Below are 17835 nucleotides of genomic sequence, written 5' to 3' on the forward strand. Positions count from 1 at the left end.
CAGAGCTCTCCCTTTTTTCTTTTTGCAGTCTCGTGTCCCGGACGCAACGCAGCGCCCCTTTAGCGGTGCGCCTCAGGGCCAGGACCCAAACAGACTGCATGGTGGGTCCCGGCTCTGCGTCGCACCTCCGAGGGGCGCCGCGCCGCGTCCGGGACACGGATAGCTGCGATTGTGCACTTGCACAGGGCGGGCAAAGCCGCCTATCTGGGCCCATACGACTCGAAGCCGCCAGCTAAGGTCCTGGACCCCTTGGAATCCCAGTCTTACTCATCCCCGGTCGGGCCGCCGGACGCCCCGCACGAGCCGATCTTGACGCTACCAGGCGCGCTCACGGCCTATATCGCGCTGATCGCTGCGATTCATTTGCGGGTGCTGCTGCCGGTTGAACTGGAGAACTGGACCATCGACGTCTTCGGCTTCATTCCGAAGCGCTACGATTCCACCTTACTCAACATCACCTTTCCCGGCGGGGCCGGCGCCAAGATATGGACCTTCGTCACCTATTCGCTGCTGCATGCCAATCTCAGCCATATCGGGTTCAACCTGTTGTGGCTGTTGCCGTTCGGTAGCGCGCTGGCGCGCCGGTTCGGTGCCGTCAGGTTCTTCGTCTTCATGGCGGTGACGGCCGCGGCGGGCGCCCTGGCGCATCTCGTCACCCATGAACACACGATCGCGCCAATGATCGGCGCCTCGGCCTCGGTATCCGGCGCGATGGCCGCCGCCATCCGCTTTGCCTTCGTGCGGGGAAGTTTTCTTTCGTTCCACCGGGGCGATGCGGACGCCGCCGCGAAGGTTCCGGCGTTGTCGCTTTCCCGGGCGTTGCGCAACGCGCGCGTGCTCGGATTTCTGGCGGTGTGGTTCGGCGTCAACATCATCTTCGGCCTTGGGTCGATTTCGATCGGCGCCGAAGGCGCCAGCGTTGCCTGGCAGGCGCATATCGGCGGATTTCTCGCCGGCTTGATGCTGTTTTCGCTGTTCGATCCGGTACCGCGTGCGACGCCGCATGCCGCGGATGCTTCATGGCCGGACGAGTCTGGCCGCGTCTGATCGCCGCTTGCGGCGAGGGCCGATTTCATTCATCATCCGCACTGGTTGTAACGCAAGCCAATGCCGCTGCCATGGATGACAGCCGCGCTTGCAAACTGCGCCCTGAAACGAAACGGCGCGGAACTGTTGATTGAAGACTCACGAACAAGTCCGGCCCCTTGGGCACGAACGGATTCAGGGAGGCGACAATGACGGTACGTTCAATTCTCGACACCAAGGGCCATCAGATCACGAGCATCGAGCCGGATGCCAAGCTTTCGGCCGCGATCAAGATCCTTGGCGAACGCAAGATCGGCGCCGTGCTGGTGATGAACCAGGGACGCGTGGAGGGGATCCTTTCGGAGCGCGACATTGTCCGCGTGTTGGGCGAGCGCGGCGCCAGGGTGCTCGAGGAGCCGGTCAGCGAGGTCATGACGAGCAAGGTCGTGAGTTGCCGGCAGTCCGACACCGTCGCGGGGATCATGGAAATGATGACGCTCGGTAAGTTCAGGCATCTGCCCGTTATCGAGGACGGCAAGGTGGTTGGCCTGATATCGATCGGCGACATCGTCAAGCGCCGTGTCCAGGAATATGAGGCCGAGCAGGAAGCGCTACGCGACTACATCAAGACGGCGTGAGCTTTTTTGACGCGTTGGCGTGACCCTCGGATCACGTCCGCGGGCAAGCTTCGCTTGAGAACGCTACGCTATTCCTTGTCAGGCTTTTCGAGCGCCTTCTCGGCTTCGATCTGCGGCGGCGCGAGGATATGGATCGCCTCCTGGATCGAATCGATCGCCCGCTCGGCCGCTTTCACGCCGTGGGCGATTAGATCGTCAGCGCGATGAAAATCGAACCAGCCGATCTTGCCGACGCGGGGCGAGATCAGGAGGTCCGGCGGATCGCCGGCAAGCCGAGCGCGGGTGATGCGGTCCTGCATGATGTTGAAAGCATCGACCATGACCGAGGAGATGCCCGGCCGTCCGCCGCCACCGAAGAATTCACGCTTCATCGTGCGCTCGGCGGAGAAGAACTTTCCGATGCCGCGTTTGCGCGGCCCGGGTTCGGGCAGCGCTTCCGGCATCACCGATACCGAAACGCCAGCCGTCTGGCCGTGGGAATAGATCGTCGTGGCGTGCGCGAAGACATCGCTGGAGAGATTGGCAGCGATCACGATTTCCGCGCCGAGCGCGCGCGCCGCCGACACCGGCACCGGATTGACCAGGGCACCGTCAACCAGCCAGCGGTCGCCAACCAGGATCGGCGAGAATATTCCCGGCAGCGCGTAGGAGGCACGCATCGCGTCCACCATTGGGCCATGGGTCAGCCAGATTTCGTGGCCGGTGCGCACTTCGGTCGCGACGGTGGCAAATTTCACCGGCAGATCCTCGATCAGGCTTTGGCCGAGCGCCGCCTCCAATTGGGCCGCAAGCTTGGCGCCGCCGATCAGGCCCGAACCGTTCAGGCGGATATCGAGATAGGAGAGGACCGTTCGCGGCTGCAGGCTGCGTGCCCATTCTTCCAGCGTGTCGAGATGTCCGGCAGCAAAAGCGCCGCCGACTACGGCCCCGATCGAGGTTCCCACCACGACGTTGGGCATGATTCCGTGAGCCACCAGCGTCCGGACGATGCCGATATGGGCAAAGCCGCGTGCGGCGCCGCCACCCAGCGCCAGTCCGATCACCGGCCGGCGGATACTGCCGAGCCCTACCTTGTCGTCGGCACCGGAGCCTTTTTGGCCGCGGCCCATCCAGCTATCCAACACGCAAGCCCTCCGGCTTCAACGATAACCGCCGCGGCGCTGCCGCGCCAGAATTGTCCATTCCAATTCCGGATGCATGGTTTATGCCCGGCGAATGCCGGCCTAGGCAGGGAATGTGACTGGACCACGACCGCTGCATTAACATCGGGTGCCGGTGCGGGTTCCGCTAGCGAGCGCCTCGCCAAACTTCGGCCACGAAGGCTTGAATTTGCCGCGTTTTCAGTGAAAAGCATGGCGATGATTTCGGGCGGCAACGGTATCGCAGGATACGGGCGGGGCAGATGGCCTTTTCCGGCGCTGGGCGTCGCCTTCACGCTGGTTGCTTTGCTTCTTCCAGCCCCGGTTTCGGCCCAGTGGTTCTCGGACCGCCCGCCACCGGTGCCGCCCGCCGTGGTTCCGGACACTCAGACCGGGCCTGCCATGAATCTGGCGCCGCCATCGGGGACGGGGGCGATTCCACCGCTTCCCGCTCCGCTGAACCAGCCGACCATCGTTCAGCCACAAGTCACCGCCGTGCCGCCGGTGGTACCGCCGCCGGGTGCGGCCACTGCAGGTCAGGGGGTGCTATCGCTGACGGCGCGCTACGGCAAGGATCTGCCTGTCATCAACGGCGGACTGGTGTGGCGGGTATTTGCCGACAAGCCCGACGATACCGGCACGTTCAAGCTGATCCGCGAGGAGCGCGGCGCAACTCCGAACATCGTGCTGCCGCCCGGCAATTACGTCGTCCATGTGGCTCTCGGCCTGGTCAGCGCGGTGCGGGCGGTGAGCCTGAAAGCAGAGACGGACCCGCGTGGCTTTCGTGCTTCCGGCCGGCGGACTGCGCATCGAAGGCCGCGTCGGCACCAGCAAGATTCCCCCGAACCAGATCTCGTTCGCGATCTACAAGGGCAGCCAATTCGAAGGCTCCGAACGCACCCCACTGCTTCCGAACGTCGCCGCGGGCGACGTCGCGCTGCTGCCGGAGGGCACCTACTACATCATCTCCAACTATGGCGATGCCAATTCGGTGGTGCGTTCCGACATCCGCGTCCAGGCCAGCAAGCTGACGGACGTGACCGTCTCCCACCGCGCGGCGGTGATTACGCTGAAGCTGGTCAGCGACAGGGGCGGCGAGGCTCTCGCCAACACCGCATGGTCGGTGATCACGCCAGGCGGCGACGTCATCAAGGAATCGATCGGCGCGTTTCCGCGCGTGGTGCTGTCCGAAGGCGAGTACCGGGCGATTGCCAAAAACGAAGGCAAGGTGTTCGAGCGCTCCTTCAACGTCGTCAACGGCGTCGACGGCGAGGTCGAGGTCGTGGCGCGCTAGACCATAGCCTTTTCGAGCGAAGCATACCCTCGGACTTGATCCGAAGGTATTTCCGGTTCGCGTGAAGAAACGCGGCAGTTAAGCAGGCCTGCGCATTTGGCTGTCATAGTCTCTAATGCGCACTAACCATCGCACAACTTAGAACTGTCATAATCGCCATATCGGCGTACCGCCGCCGCCATTTTTATATAGCCTTAAACCCGGCTGCATTGGATGCCCTGGGACTGAGTGCGCGTAGCGGGGCAGGTTATGGTTGCGGCCAACAGATCATCGAAAAAGTCGTCAGAAAAATTCAACACCGAGATGTTCGCCGACGTCCCGGTCCTGAAGCGCAAATGGCAGGCTGCATTGCGTCCGGGCGAGAAGCTGCCACGCTATGAAGACGTCATGCTCGGCAGCCTCGGCCGGCTGGCGGATCACGTCGTGCTGCTTCGGAACGACAACGACACGCTCTCCGTCTCGCACACCGGCCGCTACGTCCAGCAATGGCTGAATGATGATCGCTGGGACATTTCCTTAAGTGCATTGCCGCCGGATTGCGCGACCGCGCTCGGCGAGGCGGCATCCAACGCGCTGCAGAACTGCCGCCCGTACCTCGCCACGGCGCATTGCGTGCGCGACGGTCTGGTTCGGACCTATGATGTGCTGGCGCTGCCGACGTTGTCGCGCTGGGGCGGTACCCTGATCGGGACCTATGTCAACGAGCGCGATGCGCAATTCAATCTGCTGGACACGATCTTCTCAGCGACCGACGAGGGCGTGCTATCGCTGGCGGCTGTTCGCGATGCGGACGGGCAGCCGTCCGATTTCCAGATCGTCCATCTTAATCAGGGCGCCGCGCGACTGCTGCGGCAGCCGTCGACGGAGTTGTTATGGCGACGGCTTGCCGTGGGCGGAAACCTGTTATGCGCGCCGGAGGTGACCGAGCGTCTGCGCGACATCGTCGTCAGCGGCAATGGCGATCAGATCGAAATCGATGGTGGGGAGCGCTGCCTGCGACTGGGCGTGACGGCGTTCGGCGACATGCTTTCGTTGACGGTCTCCGACGTCACGGCGCTGAAGCGACGCGAGGTTTCGTTCCGCCTGCTGTTTGACAACAATCCGATGCCGATGTGGGTGTTTGACGCCGAAACGACCCGGTTCTTGAATGTCAACGACGCGGCCGTGCGCCATTACGGCTACCCGCGCGAGACGTTCCTGCAGATGCAGCTTCGCCAGATCTGGCCGGAGGACGAATGGGCCAGCCACAGCCAGGCGCTGCGGCAGCTCGGCGACATCTACAATTCGAGCCGCGACTGGCGGCATCTCAAGGCCGACGGCAGCGAAATCCACGTGCTGACGTTCGGACGGCGCGTCGCCTTCGACGGACACGACGGCTATCTGGTGGCCGCGGTTGATATTACAGAGCGCCGCGCGGCGGAGGCGCGGATCGCCCACATGGCCCATCACGACGGCCTGACCAACCTGCCGAACCGCGACTTCTATCAGGAGCGCCTCCGCCGGGCGCTCGAACGGGCGGCGTCCGGCAACAGGCGCGTGGCGGTGCTGTGCGTCGATCTCGACCTGTTCAAGAACGTCAACGATTCATTCGGCCATCCAATGGGCGATCGTCTGTTGAAGGCGGTAGCCGAGCGGCTGAAGTCCGAGGTTCGTGGCGACAATCTCGTCGCCCGGCTCGGCGGCGACGAGTTCGCCATCGTGATGGTCTCGGAGGTGTCGCCGAACGAGGTGAGCGACTTTGCCGACCGACTGATCGGTGTGTTGAGCGCGCCCTACGACCTCGATGGTATCGAGGTCGTCATCGGTGCCAGCGTCGGCATCGCGCTGTCGCCCGGCGATGGTGCAGGCTGCGAGGAATTGATGCGCAACGCCGACATGGCGCTCTATCGGGCGAAATCGGATGGCGGCAACGTTCATCGCTTCTTCGAGCGCGAGATGGACCGCCAGGCACAGAAGCGCCGCGACATGGAGCGCGACCTGCGTCGCGCCTTCGCGAGTGGCGAATTCGAACTGCACTATCAGCCGCTGGTGGATATAGCCGCCAACCGTATCAGCGGTTTCGAATCGCTGTTGCGCTGGCGCAGTCCGGAAAAGGGCATGATCTCGCCGGCCGATTTCATTCCGGTCGCCGAGGATATCGGATTGATCGTGGCGCTGGGCGAGTGGGTGCTGCGCGAGGCCTGTTCCGAAGCTGCGAACTGGCCGGAAGACATCAAGGTCGCCGTCAACCTGTCGCCGGTCCAGTTCCGCAGCCGCAACCTGGTTCAGGCGGTGATTTCGGCGCTGGCGCATTCAGGTCTGTCGCCGCGGCGGCTCGAACTCGAAATCACCGAGTCGGTCTTTTTGGCCGAGACCGAAGCCAATCTTGCGATCCTGCATCAGCTTCGCGAGCTCGGCGTCAGCATATCCATGGACGATTTTGGCACCGGTTATTCGAGCCTGAGCTACTTGCGGAGTTTTCCATTCGACAAGATCAAGATTGATCGCTCATTCGTGAAAGACCTCGCCCAGCGGACCGACTGTGTCGCGATCGTACGCGCTATCTCCGGCCTCGGGCGCAGCTTGAACATCACGACGACAGCGGAAGGCGTCGAGACCATGGACCAGCTCGACTGGCTGCGCGCCGAAGGCTGCAACGAGGTGCAGGGTTTTCTGTTCAGCGCGGCGAAGCCGGCATCCGAACTCGAGGCATTGCTGTCCGATTTTGGCGCCCGCGCCTCGAGGGCTGCCTAGGCCTAAAACCGCGTCACGATTTCGGACAGCGCCGGGCGAGGGCGATCTTCGACCGGTTTCGACGGTGTGCCGATATGGATGAAGCCGGCGAGTTTTTCGTCCGCCTTCAATCCGAGCCCGTCGAGCACGTCGCGGTCGAACGCGAACCAGCCGGTCAGCCAGCAGGCGCCGTAACCGAGCGCGGTGGCGGCGTTGACAATGTTCATCGCGCTGGCGCCGGCGGACAGCTCCTGCTCCAGGGGCGGTACTTTTGGATGCGGCCTGGTGAAACTGACCACACCGATCACCAGCGGCGCGTCCATCAGCCGGCGCTTCTCGATCTCGATATCGGCGGCCGGCGCCGACGGATTTTTACGTTCAAACACCGTGGCGATGACCTCGCCTGCGCGAAGGCGCCCGTCCCCCTCGAACACGATGAAGCGCCAGGGCGTCAGCTTGCCGTGGTCCGGCACCCGCGCGCCGATGGTCAGAATAGTCTCGAGTTCGCTTGGCGTCGGGCCGGGCCCGCTCATCTCGCGGGGCTTTACCGAGCGGCGGATCTTCAGGAGTTCAAGGGCGTCGGGCACAAGGGTCTCTTTCGTCGGAAATGGCTGTGCCAGAGATAGTGGCACAGCCGCTTCAGCGGAAGCCGATTTAGACCGATTATGATCAGGCGGCCGCCCGCATCCGCTTCACGTCCGGCGGCGTTGCTTCCTCGACGAGGGCGGCCAGCGCCTCGTCGGTCGGCATCACCTTCTGCCCGTCGCTGCCGAGCCGGCGGATCGAGACCGAATGGGTCTCGGCTTCCTTCTTGCCGACGACGAGCAGGGCAGGGATTTTCGCCAGCGAATGCTCGCGGACCTTGTAATTGATCTTCTCGTTGCGCAGGTCGATCTCGACGCGCAAGCCGGCCCTTCGTGCGGCAGCCGCGACCACCTTGGCGTATTCGTCGCCTTCGGAGGTGATGGTCGTCACCACAACTTGGGTGGGCGCCAGCCAGAGCGGGAAATTGCCGGCAAAGTGCTCGATCAGGATGCCGATGAAACGCTCCATCGAGCCGCAGATCGCGCGATGCACCATCACCGGCGCCTTCTTCGAGCCGTCGGCATCGATGTAGAACGCGCCGAACCGTTCGGGCAGGTTGAAGTCGACCTGCGTGGTGCCGCATTGCCAGTCGCGGCCGATGGCGTCGCGCAGCACATATTCGAACTTCGGCCCGTAGAACGCGCCTTCGCCGGGGTTGATCGCGGTCTTGATGCGGTTGCTGCCGCCGGCCTGAATTTCCGCCAGCACGGTGGCCATCACGCGCTCGGCATGATCCCACATCTCGTCGGTGCCGACGCGCTTTTCCGGCCGGGTCGAGAGCTTGACCGTGAGCTCGCCTTCGAAGCCGAAATCGGCGTAGGTCGACAGGATCAGGTCGTTGATCTTGAGGCATTCCTCGGCGAGTTGGGCTTCGGTGCAGAAGACATGTGCGTCGTCTTGCGTAAAACCGCGCACGCGCATCAGGCCGTGCATCGCGCCCGAGGGCTCATAGCGATGCACCACACCAAACTCCGCAAGGCGTAGCGGCAGGTCGCGATAGCTCTTCAGCCCGTGCTTGAAGATCTGCACATGGCCGGGACAGTTCATCGGCTTCAGCGCAAACCAGCGCTTATCCTCCGCCTCGTCGCCGGCCGATTGGGCCGCGAACATGTTCTCGCGGTACCAGTCCCAGTGACCCGAGGTTTCCCACAGCACCTTGTCGAGGATCTGCGGCGCGTTGACCTCGTCGTAGTCACCAGTCAGGCGGCGGCGCATATAGGCAATCAGCGCCTGGAAAATGGTCCAGCCCTTCGGGTGCCAGAACACCACGCCGGGGCCCTCTTCCTGGAAGTGGAACAGATCGAGCTCGCGGCCGAGCTTGCGGTGGTCGCGCTTCTCGGCTTCCTCGATCTGCTTGAGGTAAGTATCGAGCTCTTCCTGCCTGGCGAATGCCGTGCCGTAGATGCGCGTCAGCATCGGGTTGTTGGCATCGCCGCGCCAATAGGCGCCCGCCACCTTCATCAGCTTGAAGGCGTTGCCGATCTTGCCGGTCGAACTCATATGCGGGCCGCGGCACAGGTCGAACCAGTCGCCCTGGAAATAGATTTTTATGGGCTCGTCGCCGGGAATGGTGTCGACCAGCTCGACCTTGAAGGCCTCGCCTTTGTCGCGGAACACCTGCTTGGTCTTTTCGCGATCCCAGACTTCCTTCGTGAAGGGCTTGTCGCGCGCGATGATCTCGCGCATCCGCTTTTCGATCGCCGCGAAATCTTCCGGCGTGAACGGCTCGTTGCGGAAGAAGTCGTAATAGAAACCGTTCTCGATCACCGGGCCGATCGTGACCTGCGTGCCCGGCCACAGCGACTGCACCGCTTCGGCCAGCACATGCGCGCAGTCGTGCCGGATCAGTTCGAGCGCGCGCGGGTCTTCACGGCTGATGAGTTCGATCTTCGCATCGTGCGAAATCGGATCGTTGAGATCGGCGACCACGCCGTCCAGCGCCATCGCGACCGTGCGCTTGGCGAGCGAGGGCGATATACCCTTGGCGACGTCGAGCCCGGTGGTGTCCTTGGCGAAATCGCGCTTCGCGCCGTCGGGGAAGGTGAGGGTGATTTTTTGCACGGGTTCGGCCGGTTTCAAATTCGCAAGGCCAAATTGGAACCCCGATGCGGGTGCATTGCTGTCAGGCATTGGCGTCTCCTAAAGCTCACTCCTGCGAACGAGCGCAGGTAAGCGGGAAAGCAGCGGTATAGCAGGGGATTCGGCCCCTGCAATCGGGCAATTTCGCGAAATAGGCCGTGATGGCAGGGCCGCAGGGCAAACATCTGGCCCCATCGTCCGGGAAAGAATGCTTCCCCGTCACGGCGACGTACGCAGAGCCGCTCGGCATCAGCGCCGTCAAATCAATGAAACTCATAACGAGCGATGACAAATAATCCGGTATCGCGTCCTTTTCTTGGCACGGCCCACAGTCTACATGCATCTGCATGAAACATGTGCCCGGGCCCGTCCACGCCGAGCGCCGCTTTGCACCGACTGCGCTGATGCTCGGCAACGTCGTCACCGGCTGCTCGGTGCTGGCCCCGGCGGGCATGCTGGTCGAACTGTCTGCCGGTCTTGACGTCTCGATCCGCACCGCTGGTCTTCTGATCACCTTCGGCGCGATCATGCTGTGTGTCGGTTCGCCGGTCACGGCGTGGCTGACTTCCAAGATTGAGCGCCGCACCCTGCTGACGGCCACCCTTGCGGTGCTGGCGCTTACCAACATTGCCTCCGCCTTTGCGCCTGACTATGCGAGCCTGCTCGCCATTCGCCTGGTCATGCTGGCAATCGGCGCGCTCTACACGCCGCAAGCGGCGGGAACGGCCGCACTGATCGTGCCTGAAGCAAGACGCGGCAGTACCATCGCCTATATCTTTCTCGGCTGGTCGCTGGCTGCAGCCGTCGGCCTGCCGGCGATCACCTTCATCGCCAGCCGCTATGGCTGGCAGGCGGTCTATGGCGCCATTGGTGCAATGAGCTGCCTGAGTTTCCTCCTGCTGGCGTGGCGTCTGCCCCGCGGGCTGATGGGTGCGCCGGTCGACCTCAAGACCTGGGCGGCCATCGGCCGCAACCGGATGATCCTGCTGTTGCTGCTGATCACGACCGCGCAGATGTCCGGCCAATTCGTGGTGTTCACCTATATGGGCCCGTTGCTAGCGCGGCTGACGGCGGCGGGCCCGGACCCGATCGCCGTGGTATTCGCCGTCTACGGTATCTGTGGTGTCATCGGCACCGCGATCGGAACCCGGATCGTCGATTCCTGGGGCGCATGGAAGACTTCGATGCTGTTCACGTCGGTGTTGCTGGCTGGCGTGGGCGGATGGGCGCTCAGCGCCGGCATCTATCCGCTGATGGCTGTCTCCGTCGCGATTTGGGGTATTGGATTTGCTTCCACCAATTCGATGCAGCAGGTGAGGTTGGTCGGCGCCGCGCCTGCGCTGGCGTCCGCATCGGTGTCGCTCAACACATCCGTGCTCTACGTCGGACAGGCCATTGGTTCGGCCATCGGCGGTTTTCTGTACGCGCGCGATTTGCTCTTCGCCAATGGCTATGTCGGGGCGACCTTTGTCGCGTTGGCGCTGGTGACGGTGATTCTAACCAAGCCGAAAAAGGGCCAGGGAAGCGCACCGCGCTGATGCTGGCCGAAGACTTTTGACATCCTTACGCGAGTTCCATATATGTAATGTTATAACATTGCGCTATGGGGCTGTAAGTAATGGAAAAGATTGGCAATTGGTGTGAAGTCGGGAGGCGGATCGGACGCCGAATGCGGTTTTTGGCAGTTCTGGCCGCAGCATCCTTTGCCGCGGGCGGTGCACGGCCCGCCATTGCTCAAACCGTTCCTCAGGCTGTCCTGCCTCCGATTACGGTGGAAGGACGGCCAGCCACCAAGCAAAAGCAGCGAACGAGCAAGCGCTTGCAGATGCGGGCTGCGTCCGTCGCGCGCCAGGCGCAGACCGGCGCGGATCGAGCGCCGCAAGGCCCAATCGACGGATGGCCAGGTGGCTTGCCGCGCGACCACATCCGTTCGACGACCGATCTCAACGTGCCCAATACGACCGGATCGCGACTGCCGGGCACGGCTCGCGACATCCCGGGCAGCGCGGAGAGCGTCAATCAGGCGACGATGCAGGAGCGAGGCAAGACTAGTTGGGTGGACGCCCTTCAAGGCTTGACCGGCTTTACGTCCGCCGTCCGGCCAGGAGCTGCCGGCGTTGCATCGACGCGGGGGTTCACCGAGAACGGCATCGCAGTGCTCTATGATGGAATCCGTGTCACCAACACCACGATCAGCACGCGCAACTACGACAGCTTCATTTTCGATAGGGTAGACGTGCTGCGCGGACCGGCGTCGGTCCTTTACGGTGAAGGCGCCATCGGCGGCGCCGTCAATCTCGTTCGCAAGCAACCGAGCGGGGTCACCGAGCCGTCGGAAACAATCTCCTCGCTCACTACTCGCGAAGGCGTCCGCCAGGCCGTGGGAAAGGGAGGTCCGCTGGGGAATGGCTTCTCTTATCGACTCGACGGCGTCGTCAACGGATACAACGGCCCGGTCGATGACAACCAGGTCAGATACGGCAATGTCGCAGGTGCCTTGCGCTGGGATGTGACGCCGCAATTGTCATCGACCGTCGACTTTGACTACATGAAATCGAAAATCGAGAACGCGTATTGGGGCACGCCCCTGGTGCGAGGGAAAATCCGCTCCGATCTCCGCGAGGTCAACTACAACAACCTGCCGAACAACAAATACGACGACAGTGTGCTGTGGCTGCGCTGGAATACGACGTATGACACCGAGGAGCTAAAGATCCGCAATCGCTTCTGGTCCTATCAATCCGATCGCGATTGGATCAACACGTACCGCTTTGCCTATATTCCCGCAGGCGGCACCTGCTCTTTCCGCGGGCAGAACCTCCTCAACAACACCGGTACAGACCAAGTCTGCCGGCAAACATGGGAGAATCTCGGCTACGACCATCGCTTTATCGGCGATCGTTTCGACGTGAACTGGAACGGCAGCTTGGGAGCGATGCCGCTGTCGACGGTCATGGGCGTTGAGGTTGCAAGCACGCGATGGGACAGTCCGCGCAACGAGGTGACATCGCTTCAACTCGTCGATCCCTATAATCCCGCACCGACGGACTTCTTCACCCGAGGCACTGCACGGACACAAAACGTGCGCGCGGATCTGACGCAGAAGGCGGTTTTCGGCGAGGCGCGCCTGGAGGTGCTCAAAGGGGTCAAAATTGTTGGCGGGTTTCGAGTCGATCAAATGGAGGTGGACTACAATCGGCGGCCGGCGAACCAGCTCTACAGCAAAACGTTCGAACCCAGCACCTATCGCATGGGTGCACTGTGGGACATTCGCGCCGACACGACGCTCTACGCGCAATATGCAACTGCGGTTGAGCCGCGCTTCGCTCTGTTCACATTGGGCGTCACCGACACTCCCTTCAGCCTCACCAATGCGCGCCAGGTGGAGGGCGGTATCAAACACGCCTTCGCGAACGGACGAGGTGAGCTGTTGGCTGCCGTCTATCAGATCGAAAAGACCGATATCCCCTCAACCGATCCTCTGACGGGATTTACGGTTCAGGTGGGCAAGCAGTCATCCCGCGGCTTTGAGATTTCCGGCAGTTATCGCCCGATCGAGACTTTGCGCCTTGAGGCGAACTTTGCCTACGTGAATGCCCGGTATGACGAATATCGAACAAGTACGACCGCGAATTACACGGGCAATACGCCGCCGAATGTGCCGCAGGTCGTGGCGAACTTTGGTGCCACGTGGCAGCCGTTTACAAACTGGGCGGTCGGCGCGTGGATCAATCACAGGGCCTCCATCAACGCTGACGATGCCAACCTCGTGACGTTGCCGTCGGCCACCATCGCGGATGTTTTTGCCACCTACCGTTTTGCGCAAAACGCCGACCTGACATTCCGCGTTCGTAATATCACCGACGCGGTCTATGCAGCTTGGGCTACGGATGCGAACTACGTCATTCTCGGCGCGCCGCGGACCTTCGAGCTTTCTCTCCGTACGCGGTGGTAGGTAGATCCTGGAATGCTCGTTCGCAGCAGGCGTCGTCGTGCTCCGCCGGCTGCGACGCGCATGGTTTCCGAGGCCGGCAAAGCGTTCGTGTTCGGACATGGGACACGCGCAATCAAGATGACCATTCGATCCGGGATGATGGCAGGCACGCCGCGATACCGCGCCGAGGCCGTTAGCGATTGGCGTCGGGCGCACCGGCGACGCGGGTCAAAGCGGGCGTTGCGGCCATCTTGACCAGCACGTCCTTGACCGGATGCTCTGTCCAGGCCTGCGTGACGTAATCGCGATGGGTGACGCCGTCAGGCGTCTGCACGAACACGACGCTGCCGGGCTTCAACGGCCCGTCCATGCTCTCGGTGACGCTGATGCCCCTGTCGCGAAGCATCTGCATCAGCTCCAGATCGTGCCGCTTGGTGTAGCGGGTATAGGAGCTGACGAAGAAGCCGGTCCGGTTCTTCTCGATCCATGAAGCGAACTTGTCGAGTTCGCCATAGACGGCGTCGAGCAGGAACACACCGCGGACCCGGTTGGGAAGACCGCCGACTTCGAGGCTCCACGCCGTCGGCAGGAACCCGCCGCTATAGCCGACGATCACGATCGGCATGTTGGCGAACGCCTGCGCCGACTTCGGATCGCCGTGGAGGCGGGCGAGATGGCTTGCCGACTCCTCGATGAAGCGCTTGAAGCCGCCCGGCTGCCAGAACTTGCCGGCCGAGGAGTCGGCGGCGTTGACAGCCATTTGCGGGGCGAGCAGCACGGCGTTGACGCCCGAATCCGAGATCTGCTGCGGCACCAATTGGCGGTCGCGGACGTCGCGCTCCAGCGTCGCGCCGTTGCCGTGGAAGAACACCACGATCACGCCCGGCTTCCTGACATCGAACGTCTCGGGGACATGTACCAGCACGCGGCTGTCGTTGTAGGTCTCGTCCTGCCAGTAGACCTTGCCGCTGTAGCTGCGATGGCCCTTGCGGTCGCCTTTGACGATGTTGAGGAACGGTTCTTCCGAGCGCGGATTGGTGCCGAAATAAGGGAAGGCGGAGGATTTCATGCTGACCAGCGTGGTCAGTTCTTCACGCTCATTGCGGGGTAGCGTCAGCGTTGGCGTCAGCGAGGCGACCCGCATTGGCTCGGTACGCACCGCGTGCGGCTGCGGCGCCAGTGCGACCTGGCGCTGGACTTGCGGCAGGCTTTCACCCGCGGTCGGGAAACGGTCGGCAAATTGCGGCTGGGGGAAACGGTCGTCGAACGCGTCGGCGGAAGCCTGCGGCTTGGCGGCCCGGGATTTGGCGCCATCCGTGTTCGCCGCCAGCATTTCCGGGGTCGGCGCCTTGCCGCATTGAACCAGGACGAAGGATAGCGGCACGATCAGCGCGGCTATCGCCGCCCAGTGCCATCGAAGGGGCAGCGCACGGCGCGGCATGGCCGGAGACGTCGCCCGGCTGGCGCGATCAACTGTCGGGAAATTCGGATTAGCTCCGACCATCCACCCCAATGTCCCAAGATCCACCGTCAACCGGCGTAAGCTCGCACGCCTTTAGGCGACGTTAAGCGTCCGGAAAAACTCCCCGCATCCGGAAGCCCAAAGGAGACCATGCAATCGTGTCGCGATTGTGGGACCGCCACGATGTCTTCGCAATCCAGTAGTGGCACGGGCAGCTGGAGGTACCATGCAACCTATTTTATGTCTCAATTTAAACCCTTGTTAACATTGCTTGAATTGAAGCGCGTCAGCCTGCACGATGAGCTCCTGGCTGGGCGCGCTGAAGGTACGGTCCGAGATGGCGGCATCAGAAACGGGAAGCCCGGTCTGGCCTGGCTCGCGCTCCGGCAGCGGCTCGACCGTTTCGGTCCTGGTGGCGGTTGCCATCGTGGTTGCCGATATGGTCGGTGTCGGCGTCTTCACCAGCCTCGGCTTTCAGGTCAAGGATATCCCCTCGGGCTTTTCCATCCTGCTGCTGTGGACGGTCGGCGGCATCGTCGCGTTGTGCGGGGTGTTTTCCTACGGCGAGCTCGGCGCGATGTTTCCGCGCTCGAGCGGTGAGTACAACTTCCTCGGCCGGGCCTATCACCCGGCCTTCGGTTTCGTGGCGGGCTGGGTGTCGGCGACGGTCGGCTTTGCAGCGCCGGTGGCGCTCGCCGCCATGGCGTTTGGCGAGTACGGCAAGTCGGTGCTGCCCAACACGCCGCCGCTGGCACTTGCGATCGGCGTGGTCTGGCTGGTGTCGCTGGTGCAACTCGCCGGCATCAGGCACTCCTCGACCTTTCAACTGGTCGCGACCATCCTGAAGGTGGTACTCATCATCGCCTTCCTGGTCTGCGGCTTCGTGATCGGCACCGCGCAGCCGGTTTCGTTCGCGCCATCGGCGTCCGACTTCACCCATATCGTCAGCGCACCGTTCGCGATCAGCCTGGTGTTCGTGATGTATTCGTTCTCAGGGTGGAACGCGGCAACTTACATTATCGGCGAGGTGAGGTTGCCGGAGCGCAACGTGCCGCGGGCGATGCTGGTCGGAACACTGATCGTGCTCGTGCTGTATGTCGCGCTCAACGCCGTGTTCTTGCACACCGCGCCGATCGACAAGCTTGCGGGCCAGCTCGACGTCGCCCGCATCTCCGGCAGCTACATCTTCGGCGAGCTCGGCGGCCGCATCGTCGGCGCGATGATCTGCTTCGGGCTGATCTCCTCGATCAGCGCGATGATGTGGATCGGGCCGCGCGTCATGATGACGATGGGCGAGGACATTCCGGTGCTGCGGCCGTTCGCCGGCCGTTCGGCCAGCGGTGCGCCGGCCTACGCCATTCTGTTTCAGCTCACGGTCGCGAGCCTGATGCTGCTTACGCGAAGCTTCGAGGCGGTGCTCGACTTCATCCAGTTCGCGCTGCTGTTCTGCTCGTTCTTTACCGTGCTAGGGGTGATCAAGCTGCGCATCACGCAGCCGGACCTGCCGCGGCCCTACCGTGCCTGGGGATACCCGGTAACTCCTGTGGTTTTCCTGCTCGTGACCGGGTTCATGATGTACTACCTTCTGACCGAACGTCCCTTGCAGTCGCTGCTGGGTCTTTTGATCATGTTTTCAGGTCTCTTGATTTACGCCGTCTTCCGCAAGCGGGCAGATCAAGTCGCCGTGGCCGCAACGGGTCGCGAATGAGCATGCTGCACTGTCTGAGAACGGCGACGCTTGCTGCTGTCATGCTGCTGGCGGCCGTGGCTGCCGTCCGCGCCCAAACCGCAACGGTGGACGACACCGCGAAATTTCTCGCAGGCCTGATGCCCTCGGCGGACTCGCCGCTGGCGCCGCTCACCAAAGATCCTGCCTGGCAACGGCACGCCAAATTCTTCGACACTGCGTTCGGCCAACTCGAGCAGCGCCAGATATCGCGGATCCGCACCTGGGCCGATACCAATCTGGCGGCGCCGAAGCCCACCATGTTCTACATGTTCTCAGGCCCGGACTTTCTCTACGCAAATGCCTTCTATTCGAAGGCATCGACTTATGTGCTGAGTGCGCTGGAGCCGGTCGGCTCGGTGCCCGATCTGACAAGGCTGCCGCGCGGCGGCATCGCGTCGGCGCTCTACAACGTCGAACGTTCACTCAGTTCAATCCTGAGCTTCAGCTTTTTCATCACCAAGCAGATGAAGACCGATCTGCAGGCAGGGCAGATCAGCGGCACGCTGCCGATCCTCTACGTGTTCCTGGCGCGCTCGGGCATGACTGTGAGGGAGGTCAGTCCGATCTCGCTGGACGACAAGGGCGCGGCGTATTTCGCGGGCGAAAATCCCGGGCCGAATGCCGTGCGCGGCGTGCGCATCATCTTCGTGGACCCCGACGGTCAGGAAAAGACGCTGTATTATTTCTCGACCGATCTTTCCAACTCCGGCGTCAAGGCGAGCGGTTTCCTGAAATTCTGTGCGACGCTCGCGCCTGGCAACAGCCTGGTCAAGAGCGCGTCCTATCTGCTGCACTCCGGCAACTTCACCACGGTGCGCGACTTCCTGCTCAACAACAGCGCCACCATCATCCAGGACGATTCCGGAATTCCGCTCGCTTACTACAGCACTAGGAAATGGCGCTTGTTCCCCTTCGGCCGCTATCTCGGACCGATCGACGAATTCGCGGGGCGTTACCAGGAGTCGTATGCTGCACTGTTCCGCCGCGCACAGCCGGTCGATTTCGGCATCGGCTATCGCTGGCGCACGCCGGAAACGAATGTGCTGCTGTCGGTGAGATTGCCGGACGATGGATCGCCCGCTATCGACGCCACGGCATCGGCGGAGGCGGCGCCGCCACCACTGCGCCCGCGCAGGCCGCGGCCGCCTGCGAATATCGGACCGCAGCAATGGGGCGGACCACAGCCATGGGGCGGCGGGTTCTTCGTCTGGCGCTAAGCCGCAATCGCTGCAAGCGT

At 62.7% G+C, this 17835-nt stretch carries 11 protein-coding genes and 1 pseudogene; 8 read left to right on the forward strand and 4 right to left on the reverse strand.

Features of this window, described 5'->3' with window-relative positions; genetic code table 11:
• Positions 1–249: 249 nt before the first annotated feature.
• A complete protein-coding gene (locus V1278_RS17730) occupies positions 250–1047 on the forward strand; it encodes a rhomboid family intramembrane serine protease (protein WP_334381707.1) in 798 nt (265 codons plus the stop codon).
• A gap of 188 nt (positions 1048–1235) precedes the next feature.
• Positions 1236–1664: a CBS domain-containing protein gene (locus V1278_RS17735; protein ID WP_213289447.1), complete on the forward strand. Its 429-nt coding sequence runs from the start codon at positions 1236–1238 to the stop codon at positions 1662–1664.
• Between the two features lie 68 nt (positions 1665–1732).
• On the opposite strand, the gene V1278_RS17740 is transcribed toward V1278_RS17735, so the two are convergent.
• The gene (locus tag V1278_RS17740) at positions 1733–2788 is read right to left on the reverse strand and encodes a patatin-like phospholipase family protein (protein WP_334363458.1); all 1056 of its coding nucleotides are present in this window, start codon (positions 2786–2788) and stop codon (positions 1733–1735) included.
• A 234-nt stretch (positions 2789–3022) separates the two neighbouring features.
• On the opposite strand from V1278_RS17740, the pseudogene V1278_RS17745 reads away from it, so the two are divergent.
• Positions 3023–4097, forward strand: a pseudogene (locus V1278_RS17745) (hypothetical protein).
• A 249-nt stretch (positions 4098–4346) separates the two neighbouring features.
• Entirely contained in the window at positions 4347–6830 is a 2484-nt protein-coding gene (locus V1278_RS17750; protein ID WP_334381708.1) for a putative bifunctional diguanylate cyclase/phosphodiesterase, read from the forward strand.
• Positions 6831–6832: 2 nt separating this feature from the next.
• Here V1278_RS17750 and V1278_RS17755 read toward each other — a convergent pair whose 3' ends face one another.
• Positions 6833–7396 carry a nitroreductase family protein gene (locus tag V1278_RS17755; protein WP_334363457.1) on the reverse strand — a complete coding sequence of 188 codons (564 nt, stop codon included), beginning with the start codon at positions 7394–7396 and terminating at the stop codon, positions 6833–6835.
• Positions 7397–7478: 82 nt separating this feature from the next.
• On the reverse strand, positions 7479–9524 hold the full coding sequence (gene thrS, locus V1278_RS17760) for a threonine--tRNA ligase (RefSeq protein WP_334381709.1): 2046 nt from the start codon (positions 9522–9524) through the stop codon (positions 7479–7481).
• A gap of 296 nt (positions 9525–9820) precedes the next feature.
• On the opposite strand from thrS, the gene V1278_RS17765 reads away from it, so the two are divergent.
• Together V1278_RS17765 and V1278_RS17770 are read left to right on the forward strand one after the other, a co-directional pair.
• Positions 9821–11011 (forward strand): MFS transporter, encoded by a 1191-nt coding sequence (locus V1278_RS17765; protein ID WP_334363455.1) that lies wholly within the window; start codon positions 9821–9823, stop codon positions 11009–11011.
• Between the two features lie 80 nt (positions 11012–11091).
• Positions 11092–13428, forward strand: a complete 2337-nt coding sequence (locus V1278_RS17770; protein ID WP_334381710.1) for a TonB-dependent receptor — start codon at positions 11092–11094, stop codon at positions 13426–13428.
• A gap of 172 nt (positions 13429–13600) precedes the next feature.
• On the opposite strand, the gene V1278_RS17775 is transcribed toward V1278_RS17770, so the two are convergent.
• The gene (locus V1278_RS17775; RefSeq protein WP_334381711.1) at positions 13601–14911 is read right to left on the reverse strand and encodes an alpha/beta hydrolase; all 1311 of its coding nucleotides are present in this window, start codon (positions 14909–14911) and stop codon (positions 13601–13603) included.
• Between the two features lie 295 nt (positions 14912–15206).
• On the opposite strand from V1278_RS17775, the gene V1278_RS17780 reads away from it, so the two are divergent.
• The gene (locus V1278_RS17780; protein WP_334384204.1) at positions 15207–16577 is read left to right on the forward strand and encodes an APC family permease; all 1371 of its coding nucleotides are present in this window, start codon (positions 15207–15209) and stop codon (positions 16575–16577) included.
• Between the two features lie 2 nt (positions 16578–16579).
• Positions 16580–17815 (forward strand): hypothetical protein, encoded by a 1236-nt coding sequence (locus V1278_RS17785; RefSeq protein WP_334368943.1) that lies wholly within the window; start codon positions 16580–16582, stop codon positions 17813–17815.
• Positions 17816–17835: the final 20 nt, after the last annotated feature.

Origin of the sequence: Bradyrhizobium sp. AZCC 1577 (genome assembly GCF_036924575.1) — a bacterium.
Classification (GTDB): Bacteria; Pseudomonadota; Alphaproteobacteria; order Rhizobiales; family Xanthobacteraceae; genus Bradyrhizobium.